A 12,074-nucleotide genomic window follows, 5' to 3' on the forward strand; every position below is an offset into this window, starting at 1 on the left:
ATAATTTTTAACTTAACAAATACATAAATGTTCGAAATTTCTGAACTAAAAGCAAAAACTATTGCTGATTTGCAGACTATTGCAAAAACTATTGGTTTAACCAAAACTAGTCAATTAAAAAAACTGGACTTAGTTTATCAAATATTAGATACTCAAGCTGCTAATCCTGCTGCTCCCAAAAAAGATCTTAATAAAGATGATAAACCTAAAATAGATAAGCCAAAAAGAAAAAGAGTTGTAAAAAAACAACCTATTGAGGCCACACCTCCTGAAGTAAAAGCGATTGAAGAAACTTCGGAATTAGCTGAAAAAAATATTCAGCCTAAAAAAACACCTCAACATAAAAACCCAAACAAGCAGAATAAACCTAAAGTTGATGCAAAAGATAATGTTGTTTTAGCAAAAAAAACTGTTGAAGTAAAAAAACAGAATAAACCTGTACACAACCATCAAAAAAATCAACAGAAAAATAACAACTCAAATAATCAACAAGGTCCAAAACCAAGAAGTAAAGACAACAATTCTAAAAATAATACTGTAAATAAAGGTAACAGATCTAACAACAGATATAAGGATCCTGATTTTGAGTTTGATGGTATAATTGAAAGTGAAGGTGTCTTAGAAATGATGCCTGATGGATACGGATTTTTACGTTCTTCTGATTACAATTATTTATCATCACCAGATGATATTTATGTATCTCAATCTCAAATAAAATTATTTGGATTAAAAACAGGAGATACCGTTAGAGGAAATGTAAGACCTCCAAAAGAAGGTGAAAAGTATTTTCCTTTAATTAGAGTTTCTAAAATTAATGGTTTAAACCCAAATATTGTTAGAGATAGAGTATCTTTTGAACACTTAACACCTTTATTTCCTCAAGAAAAATTTAATTTAGCAGAGAAAGGAAATTCCTTATCAACTAGAATAATTGATTTATTTTCTCCTATTGGAAAAGGACAAAGAGGGATGATTGTTGCCCAACCTAAAACGGGTAAAACAATGCTTTTAAAAGATGTTGCAAATGCTATTGCTGCTAATCATCCAGAAGTATATCAAATCGTTTTATTAATTGATGAAAGGCCCGAAGAAGTTACAGACATGAAACGTAATGTACGTGGAGAAGTAGTAGCGTCAACTTTTGATGAACCTGCAGATAAACATGTAAAAGTTGCAAACATCGTTTTAGAAAAAGCAAAACGCTTGGTAGAATGTGGACATGATGTAGTAATTCTTTTAGACTCTATTACACGTTTAGCAAGAGCATACAATACTGTTGCTCCTGCTTCTGGAAAAATACTTTCTGGTGGTATAGATGCAAATGCGTTACACAAACCAAAACGTTTCTTTGGAGCTGCTAGAAATATTGAAAATGGTGGTTCTTTAACTATTATTGCTACTGCTCTTACAGAAACTGGCTCTAAAATGGATGAAGTTATCTTTGAAGAATTTAAAGGAACTGGAAACATGGAATTACAGTTAGATAGAAATATATCTAACAGACGTATTTATCCTGCTATTGATTTAATTAAATCATCTACAAGAAGAGACGATCTATTATTAGATGCAAAAACAGTACAAAGAATGTGGGTTTTAAGAAAATACTTAGCAGATATGAATCCTATAGAAGCAATGGAATTTATTAATGAAAGAATTAAGTTTTCTAAGAATAATGATGAATTCTTAATTTCTATGAATGGATAATTTCTAAATATAAAGCATAAAAAAACCGTTCTAAAAATAAAAAAGAACGGTTTTTTTATGCTTTATATTTGTATACTAATTTGCGGCATACATATTTGATCTACCATCTTTAATACCTGATGCATTTTTAATTGCTTCATACATTTTAAAAGTTAATCTTTTTCTTGCATCTGCAATTCTTTTTCTATTAGAGCCATAATTTGGTAAAGCTGTAGGCTCTTCCTTTTTTGTAACAGAAAACGCATATACACCTTTATCTCCTACAATTGAATTATAAACTTTATTTAATTCTGCATTATACATTGCTCCTACTATTTTAGGCTCAACTCCTACTCCTGAAAGTGTTGGACTTTTTAAAGTAACACCTGTTGCATTTCTAGTAGCAACACCATTTGAAGTAGCAAGATCGTTTAAAGTTGTACCAACAAGTTTTTCTTTAATTAAATTAGCTTTCTTTTGTTTCACCAAAATTGGTCTTACTGTAATCGCAGCTTTTTCAGCAGGCATTAACCCTTTTTTAGTTTTAGATGAAACCATTGCTACTACATGACTTCCTTCTAAATCAAATCTTTTAAAATCACCTGTATTTGTCTCTGAACCAAAAGCCCAACTTACAATTTGCCTTTGATTTCCTAAACCAGGTACGTTTTCATCTAATACTTTAATACCTACAACAGGTTTAGCACTGTAATTATTTTCCTTAGCTACCTCAGCAAAATCTTTACCATTAGTTATTGCTAATGCAAACTCTTCTGAACTCCTAAAAATTGCATTTTCTGTTGCTTCAGAAGCAGTAATTTTTCTAGTATAAGTAGCTAATTTAAAAACTTTTTGAATATTTTTTTGATCTTCTATGCTTATAATATGAAAACCAAAAGGGGTTTCAACTACATCTAAAGCTCCTTTTTTATTTGTAAAAGAAAAATCTCTAAAAGCTGGTGTCATTCTATTATAATTAAACCAATCTAATTCTCCGGACTTATCTGAATTAGAAGCATCTGAAGAAAACTTAGCTGCTAAATCTTTAAACTTGTTTTTATTTCTTTTAACAACAGTTAAAATACTATCTGCTAATTTTTTTGCTTGTTCTTTTGTTCTAACAACATCTGCAGCAACTCTTTGCCCTCCAACAAAAGGAATTAAAATATGTTTTGCTTTTACAGAATCTGGCATAGATGTAATTTCTGTAATTTTAGAAATTTTATAAAACCCTTTATCTTTATAAGGTCCAACTACATCTCCAATATTACCTTCAGATATTTTATCTGCAGCTTCTTTATTTATTAAATTCTTAAACTGAAAATTAGGGTTAATATTAGAATCAGAATCGTTTTCAGACAAAAACAAAGTATTATTTTCTGATGCTTTAAAGTCTTCAATTAAACTTGATAAATCTGCACTAATTGCAGCTTCATCTTCTTGAGTGGCAACAATATCAAATTTTACATAAGATAAATCTCTAGATGCTTCAACTTTAAAGTCTTGTTCATTTTTCTTGATATAAGCTTCTATTTCTGACTTTTTAACTTTCACTAAACTATCTGCAATTGAAGTAAAAGGAACTTGTACAAACTGAGCGTTTAATTTTGTGTTATCAATTAAATATTCTGCTTCACCTTCTTTTAAAGAAGCTCCTAAACCAGCAGTTACTAGATTATTATAAGTATTTCTTTCAGCATTATCTCTAACTTGATTCATATAATTTGACCACTGAGCCCATAATTGAGTTTTACCGTCTTTTTCAGTTGCTAAAAATTGCTTAAACTTTGTTTCATCAAATAAACCTGCCTCATTTTGATATCTTGGATCATTTTGTACAAAAGATGCATTAACAACTTCATTCCAAACATCTGCTTCTCCAATTGAAATACCAGCTTTTGATAACTGATTTTTATATATTTTTTTTCTTAAAATATTATTCCAAACTGTTTTTGCAGCTTGCATTTCAGAAACATTACCTCCTGCTTGTTGTTTGTATTGCTCTAATTCATTTGCAAATTCTTGTCTAGAAATGGTTTCTCCATTCACTTCTCCTACCTCATTTATTTTGCTTGAGTTAAAAAAATCACCAAGAGTTGATGGATCTAATACAAATGCAAAAAGTGCTAATCCAATAATGATGATTAAGAACATTGAACGTTCTCTAATTTTTGATAAAATTGCCATACTTTGTTAGTTTAATTTCAGTTGGCGAATATACGATTTGGGTTTTAATATTGCAACCTCTTTTGTAGTTATTAAACTAGTTACTTTGAAGGATTATAAATTAAGAATACAGTTTATTACTTTATCCTTCTTTATCTATAATTTTAATTTTTACTTCTTCAATTTTTGCACCGTTCATTTTTAAAATCTTTATTTCAAAATTTTCAATTTCTACGTGTTCTTTTTCAACAGGAATATTTTCTGTATGCTCTATAATATAACCGCCTAAAGTTTCATAAGCTTCAGATTTTTGAATATTTAAATTATACTCTTCATTTAAATAATCTATTTCTAATCTTGCAGAAAAGTTAAACTCAATTTTGCTTATTTTTTCTTCTAAAAATTCTTGACTATCATGCTCATCTTCTATTTCTCCAAACAACTCTTCTACAATATCCTCAATTGTTATCATACCAGAAGTACCACCATACTCATCAACCACAACGGCAACACTTTTCCTTTTTTTAATTAAACTATTTAAAACATCATTTATCATCATAGATTCTGGCACAATTTCTACTGGCAATAAAATAGATTTAATAGTTTTAGGTTTCTTAAAAAGTTCAAAGGCATTTACATATCCTAAAACATCGTCTAAAGATGATTTATAGATGATTATTTTTGATAAGCCAGAATCAATAAATAAACTTTTTAAATTGGATACTTTTTCATGAATTTCTACTGAAACAATTTCAGTTCTTGGCACCATAACTTCTCTTGCTTTTACATTTTGAAATTGTAGCGCGTTTTGAAAAATTTGAATTTCAGAATCTAAATCATCATGGTCATTTCCGGTTTCTAATTGCTCATTTATATAATTACCTAGTTCTTCTTTACTAAATTCTGTTTGTAATTGATCTGAACTTGTTTTAAAGAAAATACGTAAAAAAAAATCAGAAATTTTTGTGATAAACTCTGAAAAGAAATGAAATAAATAATAGAAAATATATGCAGGAACAGCAAAAATATTTAAAACCTCATTTGCGTATATTCTAAAAATAGCTTTTGGTAAAAACTCTGCTGTAACCAAAATTATAACTGTAGAAATAATTGTTTGAATTAATAAGACAGAAAACTCATTAAAATTTTCTGACAAAGAAAAAACATCAATCAAAAATTTACCCATGTAATAACTATAAATTACCAAAGAAATATTATTACCAACCAACATTGTAGTAATAAATTTTGATGACTTTTGAGTAATCTTAGTTAAAATTTTAGGAATAAAACCATCCTTTTTTTTCTCTAACTCTAAGTGCATCTTATTTGCAGAAACAAAAGCAATTTCCATACCTGAAAAAAATGCAGATAATAATATAGAGATTATTATAATTAGAAGTTCTACTTCCATTTAAAAAATTAGGTTTTATTTTTGCTGTTTCTAATTTCTACTTTTTTTCTAAAATGTCTTTTAAAGAAAAACACTAAAGTAATAAAAATTGAAAAGCCAATAAATATGTAAGCTCTCTCTCTTTCAGAATTCCAACGAATTAAACCTTCAATTAAACAAATTACTGCAACTAATAAATATCCGTATTGAAAAAATTTCCAAATTTTGTTCATATTATTCTTCTGTAGTTTCTAATCTTCCTGTAGTTTTTTTTGCTAAATGTTTAGATAAATCTTCTTTAGACTCAAATCCAACACCAAAGATAGTATCATTTTCTTTAGTTAATTTAAATGCTTTTTCAGAAACAAAGTATTTTGTTTTTTGATCCCAAAATAATTGCTGAGTTTCTAATTTAGAGTTTTCTGTATGATTTATTACAACAACATTCCCTCTTATTTCAGACATAGAAGTTTTTGAATAAGTTATACAATAATCACCAATAATAGTTGTGGAATCTAACCCTTTATTTTCAAAATTGATAATTTTAATTCCATCAGTAAACTCTGTATATGGATGACTTTTTCGATTGCTAAAATCTAACATTATTGGCGCCAAAAGTTTAGAAGTAATTCTACCAGAGTCTTTATATACATGATTGGCATCTTTAGCTTTACCAATAGGTAAATTTTTATCAGCCAAAAAATCTCTAACTTTTTGTGTATCAGTATTACAAGAAAAAAGCATTACTGTTAATAAAACAGTAATGCTTTTTAATAATATATCTATATGTTTTTTCACAAACTTAATTAGATGGTACTCTTACAGTTTCACCTATCCAACATTTAACAGTATAAGAGCTTCCTGGTGCAATACCTTTGGTAAAAATAAGTGTTTTTTTAGGAAGATTTGCTCTATAAGATGCAATGTATTTTTTTGCTGTTGATGACATACTTGGATCTACATTATAAGCTTTTTGGGCTTGTTTTAATGCCGCAGCATATACCATTCTCTTTTCAAACTCATCTGAACCACATTTATTAACACTTTTTTGATATAATCTTGCAATCAATAAATATGCTCTTCCAGAATTTGGATTAAATTTAATTGCTTCTCTAGCTAAACTTCTTGCTTTAGCAAACTGACCTCTAGCTCTAGCTGCTTCAGCAAATTTTAATTTATATTTTGATTTCTTTAAAGGATCCGTTTCTAAATCAAATGCTTTTTGTCTCATTTCAGCAGCTCCAGTTGCATCACCATTTTTTTCTAAGATACCAGCATAAAAAGAATACGAATCTGGAGATGGTGTAGCTTCAGCATAAGCTTTTGCTAAAGTTTCAAACATTGGATCATCTTGACATTCTTTATTAAACATTCTTGATACTGCTCTTCTTAACCAAACTGCATTATTTTTATTAGCTTCAAAATCTCTTTGATATATTGGCACTAATCTTTCACAAGTAGCAATTTCAGAAATAATTGCATCTAAACCACCTTCTATTTGACCTAAAGCTTTAGAGTTAATCTTATAAGCATTTAACCTTCTTTCTTCTTTCTTATCTAAAGTTCTTGTAGAATCTGATAAATCAACAATTTTTTTAGCATAATCATCTAACTTTTCCCCAACAGATTCAACAACATCATCATATGTATCAAATACTTTTTGCGGGTTCGTATCTTTAAATTGATCTGTAATTCCTTGAAAGTATATATAAATATTTTTTACCCCCATTGCTTGTGGTGAAATCTTATATGCCTTTTCTAAAATATCAAAAATTTCCTTTTCTGAAGCTAATTTATTTTTTGATAAATATGTTGCATAGTCACTATGAACTTTAGCTGGATTTTTTTTAGGAAAATATTGTAATCTCTGCTCATAAACTCTTTTTGCTAACGCAGGGTCTTTTTTAACATTTTGTGCTAAATTAGAACCGAATTTATAAATATTTACAGTTAAATCTTTACAATTATCCATTAAATATATCCAGTTAGTATATGCTTCATCATATTTTTTTGACTGGTAATCACCTTTAAAAAGATTATATTTTATTGAACATTCTCTTTTCGCATCATCTTGCGCATTTGTTTTAGCTGTTGCCAAACATATAGTTATGGCTAATAAAAACGTAAATTTCTTCATTTTAATAGGGTTTATTGTTAATCTATTTTTCTTTTTTGAAACCACCTTAATTGCCCAAAAGCAGACAAAGATAAACTTAATCTAAAATTAAAATAATTTTCTTGAATTAAATTATTTTCTATGGATCCTCTTTTACCAAATTCAAATCCCATATTTAAAGTTGATAACTGTTTCAATGGTAATCCTAAACCAAAAGACATGCCAAAGTCTTTAATTGCTGTAAAATTTGTAGTATTTCCTGTTCCGTCAACTAATAAACCAGTATCTTCAAATCGTAAACCTGCCCTATAAGTAACCCTACTCCAGTAACTTGAAATTGAATTTATCTTTGGAATATAAAAACCTCCAATAGAAAACCTATTTGAAGCTCCATATTTATAAGCACTACTATTTGTTGCCCCTAATAAATTAGTTGTTGTAATTGCATCTTGATTTTCATACTCTAAACCTGCATACCATTTATCAAATTTACCAAAACCGATACCTAAAGTAGTTTTTACCGGTAAATTATATGCACCAGATATGGCAGATGTTGATAATGTATCTTTTGGAATATCAAATTCTGTTGTAGAAAACACAGTTGAGTATAGGTAATCTCTACCAGAGACGTTTAAATCATTTCCAACCTTAACTGTTGCTCCTGCATTAAAGTTTGTTTTATTCTTTAACTGTACTTTGTACTGTGCACCTAATTTAATTGTATTCCCTCTTACAGTTAAGACCTCATCATATTTAGTAGCTAAAACAACACCATCTCTTCTATTCAAAATACTATTCTCTATATTTCCAAAATTAAAATCAGCTTCAATACCTAAAGAAAAACCTTTAAATACCTGAATTCCCAAACTCCCATAAATTCTATTTATTCCACCGTTTCCAGAAAAAAGTGATATTTCAGTAATTTCACCATCATCATCAGTTAGTGTGTTTAACAATGAATAACCCACTGATGAAACAGGCTGTATACCTACTGAGAAACCAGCTTTGCTTCCAATTGGAAAAGCTAAAGTAACATATGACAAACTAGTTGATGTAGATTGTTGCTCAACAGTACTAGTTTTAACTGTTAAATCATTATTTAACATCCCTAACCCAAATGTAGTATATCTTAGCTCTGCAATTGCAGCTGGATTTGTAAAATTTAAATATTTATAATGGCTAAATGCTACGCCTATGCCTCCCATTGAACTTTGTTCTACTGTTGTTGTGCTAAATTCATCACCTACACCAAAAAAAGAATATGGAGATGAACTAGTTCTTTGTGCTGTAACAATTACAGTTGAACACAGTAAAAAAACTACAAGAATCTTTCTAATCATTTGTTTTTGTTAAAATTCAATATTTCATTTAGTCCCTCAAGGAGAAAATTTTGATTGGCAAATATGCTACTTTTTAATTGTTTTGACAAGAAATTTGTATCTCCACCTGTTAAAACAACCATTAAACTTGGATATTTTTTTTGATATTGACTAATTACCCCTTCTATCTCTTGAATAACACCGTTAACTACACCTGAGTTTATACTTTTATTTGTGCTTGTTCCTATAAAATTTTCAAGTGTTTCTTTTTCTAAATATGGGAGTTTAGAAGTAAATCTATTTAATGCTCTAAATCTCATTACTAATCCTGGTGAAATTGCTCCACCTAAATATTTTTTATCTTTAGTTACAAAATCAAAAGTTATGCAAGTTCCGGCATCAATAATTAATGTATTTTTATTTGAAAATTTTTTAACAGCATTAGAAACTAATGCAATTCTATCTACTCCAAGAGTTTTTGGAGTTTGATAACAATTAATAAAAGGAACTTTTGTTTCAGAAGATAAAACTTGAAAATTGACGTTTTTTTGCAAACTTTCTAACTTTTTACTTGAAATAGAGCTCACACTTGATAAGATTCCGAAGGGAATTGTAAATTTTTTTAAAATTTTTTTCACTTCTGAAACAATTCTTTTCTTATCAAACAATACAACCTCTACAAGCCTATCTTGCTCAAATACAGCTGCTTTTACTCGGGTATTACCAATATCAATAATTAAATTCATTTTTAAAAAATAGATGAAATTCAAAAATACAATACATTTTTTGAATTTTATTTGGTAGATGTATAAAATACGTTTTATATTTGCATCCGCTAAGGCAATGGTACCTTAGCTCAGTTGGTAGAGCAAAGGACTGAAAATCCTTGTGTCCCTGGTTCGATTCCTGGAGGTACCACTTTAAAAGTCTGTAATCCTTTATAAATAAAGAGATTGCAGGCTTTTTTGTTTTTGAGGGTGCTTGACAGGGTGCTAATAATGAACTTTAGTAGAAAACTTTTTGTTTGCTTAATAAATATACGAAAACTTACAGGCACTGGCAAGCTGTAGGGAATTAAGTTTACTCATAACTTTAATTTGTAAAAGGCAAAAATCTTTTGGTATTACATATCAATTTCGATTTTGTTCAAAAAAAGTGGTCGGGGTGCTAAAAAAAATAGCTTCAAATACCCCTCGTTATCGGAAGGTTCATCTTGAGATATCGCCTCTTTTAAAATTTTGTACTTACCTATCAAAAAGGTTATAAGAGAATGAAATAATAAAAAATTGCCCAACGTCTTTATTCATAAGGCTTAACACACATTTAATAACAAATGAGTTTATAACACAAAAAGCACCTTTTATGGAGTAAAAATGCCATTTGAAGCAAAACGCACATTATTAAGGCTTTTTTAGAAAAAATTTGACCCAAGTGTAAAATAGGCTTACCCATCAAAAAACCTATACGTGCGCATAGAGGCTAACAAAACATAAAAAATTATCTATATTTTACTATTTTAAAATGCTTAATTTTGGGGGTTTAGAGGTACATCTTCCCTCTTTGGCTCTCGTTTATGAATAAAAAAGACATTTTAACAGATTTTTGCATACATCTTTTGTTGCTCGGAGATGAATTTCGTGATTCAGAATTACATTTCTTTGACAAAAAAGACAAAAGCGTTTTAACTTATCAAAATTATGTAAGTACTATTAATAAATTTTTGAATGTAGAAGATTTTCTTTGGGATACTGATATAAGTAAACCTATTTCAAAAATAAAAACATTAAACGATTTAATCAGCAATAAAGAAATTGAATTTTTACAAGATTATATTAAAAAGACGTTCTATTTTGGTTATCCAACTGAAGTAAATGAAGATGGTTTTGCTTGGGGAGAAACTTTTAGATTAGACTTTTCAGTTCAAGATATAGAATCCTTTTTCTTCGACTACTTGGATTTAAAAAAAATAAATCCCCATAGATATATTACCTATTATCAGCAATTTCTTAATTATTTAGATGGGCAAATCAACAATGCTATATCTACAACAAAGTTTAAAATTGATAATTTCCACAAAAATAGAAACAGTATTGATAATGGTTTATATTCAGAACTCAAGGATAATCTTGAGTCCGAATTAAAAAATATGTTATTAAAGTCAACTCAAAATACCGAATTTCAGTTACAAGGTGGCTTCGACGAATTTGGTTTTATAATTAACTATCAAAATACATTAAAATCAATTTTAAAACTACATAACACTCAATACTCTAAACTCAATTTAGAAATTGACCCAAAACAATACTTTGTTCTGATTGAATATGAATATTATCGATTCAAAATTGAAGGACAAAAAACAACTACCAATGCAGATAAGCAGAAGGTACTTAAAGAAGAATTTGAGTTGTTAAAAGAAAATAACTCACAATTAATTGAGTTTTTAAAGGCTAAAAAGTTTGACAATCGAGAGGTTGAAATTATTATTAACAGCTTTTCTTTCAATAAATTCAGTTCACTTGGCATTAGGTCAATTAGAAATCTTTCTAAAATAAATTTCTTCAGTTTGTTTTATTTGTTTTATCGGTTTGACTTTTTAAAACAAGAACTTGGTTTAGTGTTAGATGTTCAAAATGATTTTCTCGAAGCATCATTAGTTGAACAGCCTAATTTGATAGATAAAAATATGTATTTCAAATATTATAAGCATTCTGAAGATGTAGTGCCTGAATATAATGAATATCATAAAGATTACCCTTTTAAGCAGATAAAACGTCTCTTAAACAAAATTAAAGAAGATCTTCATATTGATTTAAAAAAGTTAAATATTCCTCCAAATTTTAAATTTTTCGTAAAGGATATTTAATCAATTCTACCTTTCCAAAATACCTCTAATACCTTTTCGGGTCTTTGCATATCAATTACAACGAAGTAGTTGTAAATAAAGTTATTTTAAAATGCAAAGAACAATCCAAATGCATGACATGAGTCCAGACTCGCTCATGAAAATGCTAAAAACACTTTTAAAAGAAGAGTTTAAACAATTAATTGAGAACTTGAAAACAAGTCAACCTGATGAGTATCTAACACGTAATGAAGCTGCGGAGTTTTTAAAAATTTCCAAAACAACACTTTGGAATTTAGACAAGACCCAAGTATTGCCTGCTACACGTTTGAATGGCAAGGTCTTGTATCTCAAAAGCAGTTTGTTAGATTTCTCAAAACGCAGTGCTTAAACTTATTTAAGCTACTACTCACAATTTTTTAACCCAAAGGCAAGGCGGTATTATCATACTGTTAGGAATCGTCTTGCCTTTTTTAAAACAACGAAAATGACATTTTCAATAATACAAATACAAGTAAATCAAAACAACTTAAATGTAATAAGTATAACTGTAGTTAT

General features: G+C 28.6%; 10 protein-coding genes and 1 tRNA gene. 4 read left to right on the forward strand and 7 right to left on the reverse strand.

Annotation, left to right across the window (positions count from 1 at the left end; all coding sequences use genetic code 11):
- Positions 1-27 precede the first annotated feature (27 nt).
- Complete coding sequence (gene rho / locus Q0733_RS11615) at positions 28-1,704, forward strand: transcription termination factor Rho (RefSeq protein ID WP_298782414.1); 1,677 nt, start codon at positions 28-30, stop codon at positions 1,702-1,704.
- 75 nt (positions 1,705-1,779) lie between these two features.
- Here rho and Q0733_RS11620 read toward each other — a convergent pair whose 3' ends face one another.
- The 7 genes from Q0733_RS11620 to Q0733_RS11650 all read right to left on the reverse strand — a co-directional run bounded on the left by Q0733_RS11620 (position 1,780) and on the right by Q0733_RS11650 (position 9,420).
- Positions 1,780-3,870: a peptidylprolyl isomerase gene (locus Q0733_RS11620; RefSeq protein WP_298782415.1), complete on the reverse strand. Its 2,091-nt coding sequence runs from the start codon at positions 3,868-3,870 to the stop codon at positions 1,780-1,782.
- 121 nt (positions 3,871-3,991) lie between these two features.
- The gene (locus Q0733_RS11625; protein ID WP_298782416.1) at positions 3,992-5,260 is read right to left on the reverse strand and encodes a hemolysin family protein; all 1,269 of its coding nucleotides are present in this window, start codon (positions 5,258-5,260) and stop codon (positions 3,992-3,994) included.
- 8 nt (positions 5,261-5,268) lie between these two features.
- Positions 5,269-5,472: a hypothetical protein gene (locus tag Q0733_RS11630; protein ID WP_298782417.1), complete on the reverse strand. Its 204-nt coding sequence runs from the start codon at positions 5,470-5,472 to the stop codon at positions 5,269-5,271.
- 1 nt (position 5,473) lies between these two features.
- Positions 5,474-6,037 carry an LPS export ABC transporter periplasmic protein LptC gene (gene lptC / locus Q0733_RS11635; RefSeq protein WP_298782418.1) on the reverse strand — a complete coding sequence of 188 codons (564 nt, stop codon included), beginning with the start codon at positions 6,035-6,037 and terminating at the stop codon, positions 5,474-5,476.
- 4 nt (positions 6,038-6,041) lie between these two features.
- Complete coding sequence (locus Q0733_RS11640) at positions 6,042-7,376, reverse strand: hypothetical protein (RefSeq protein WP_298782419.1); 1,335 nt, start codon at positions 7,374-7,376, stop codon at positions 6,042-6,044.
- A 17-nt stretch (positions 7,377-7,393) separates the two neighbouring features.
- Positions 7,394-8,695, reverse strand: coding sequence for a hypothetical protein (locus Q0733_RS11645; RefSeq protein ID WP_298782420.1), 1,302 nt, complete (start codon positions 8,693-8,695; stop codon positions 7,394-7,396).
- Positions 8,692-9,420, reverse strand: coding sequence for a type III pantothenate kinase (locus tag Q0733_RS11650; RefSeq protein ID WP_298782421.1), 729 nt, complete (start codon positions 9,418-9,420; stop codon positions 8,692-8,694). Before Q0733_RS11650 ends, Q0733_RS11645 begins: the two co-directional genes overlap by 4 nt.
- Before the next feature lie 99 nt (positions 9,421-9,519).
- Between Q0733_RS11650 and Q0733_RS11655 the strand changes: the two genes are divergently transcribed.
- From Q0733_RS11655 to Q0733_RS11665, 3 genes are all read left to right on the forward strand, one after another.
- A tRNA-Phe gene (locus Q0733_RS11655) sits at positions 9,520-9,592 on the forward strand.
- Positions 9,593-10,247: 655 nt separating this feature from the next.
- On the forward strand, positions 10,248-11,537 hold the full coding sequence (locus tag Q0733_RS11660; protein WP_298782422.1) for a hypothetical protein: 1,290 nt from the start codon (positions 10,248-10,250) through the stop codon (positions 11,535-11,537).
- Between the two features lie 118 nt (positions 11,538-11,655).
- Entirely contained in the window at positions 11,656-11,907 is a 252-nt protein-coding gene (locus tag Q0733_RS11665; protein WP_298782423.1) for a helix-turn-helix domain-containing protein, read from the forward strand.
- Positions 11,908-12,074 lie beyond the last annotated feature (167 nt).

Origin of the sequence: uncultured Polaribacter sp., assembly GCF_947500975.1 — a bacterium.
GTDB lineage: Bacteria > Bacteroidota > Bacteroidia > Flavobacteriales > Flavobacteriaceae > Polaribacter.

What these genes read in the sequence shown, in the direction of transcription:
- rho (WP_298782414.1), top strand. Translation starts at nt 28, where the DNA reads ATGTTCGAAATTTCTGAACTAAAAGCAAAAACTATTGCTGATTTGCAG.
- Q0733_RS11620 (WP_298782415.1), bottom strand. Translation starts at nt 3,870, where the DNA reads ATGGCAATTTTATCAAAAATTAGAGAACGTTCAATGTTCTTAATCATC.
- Q0733_RS11625 (WP_298782416.1), bottom strand. Translation starts at nt 5,260, where the DNA reads ATGGAAGTAGAACTTCTAATTATAATAATCTCTATATTATTATCTGCA.
- Q0733_RS11630 (WP_298782417.1), bottom strand. Translation starts at nt 5,472, where the DNA reads ATGAACAAAATTTGGAAATTTTTTCAATACGGATATTTATTAGTTGCA.
- Q0733_RS11640 (WP_298782419.1), bottom strand. Translation starts at nt 7,376, where the DNA reads ATGAAGAAATTTACGTTTTTATTAGCCATAACTATATGTTTGGCAACA.
- Q0733_RS11645 (WP_298782420.1), bottom strand. Translation starts at nt 8,695, where the DNA reads ATGATTAGAAAGATTCTTGTAGTTTTTTTACTGTGTTCAACTGTAATT.
- Q0733_RS11650 (WP_298782421.1), bottom strand. Translation starts at nt 9,420, where the DNA reads ATGAATTTAATTATTGATATTGGTAATACCCGAGTAAAAGCAGCTGTA.
- Q0733_RS11660 (WP_298782422.1), top strand. Translation starts at nt 10,248, where the DNA reads ATGAATAAAAAAGACATTTTAACAGATTTTTGCATACATCTTTTGTTG.
- Q0733_RS11665 (WP_298782423.1), top strand. Translation starts at nt 11,656, where the DNA reads ATGAGTCCAGACTCGCTCATGAAAATGCTAAAAACACTTTTAAAAGAA.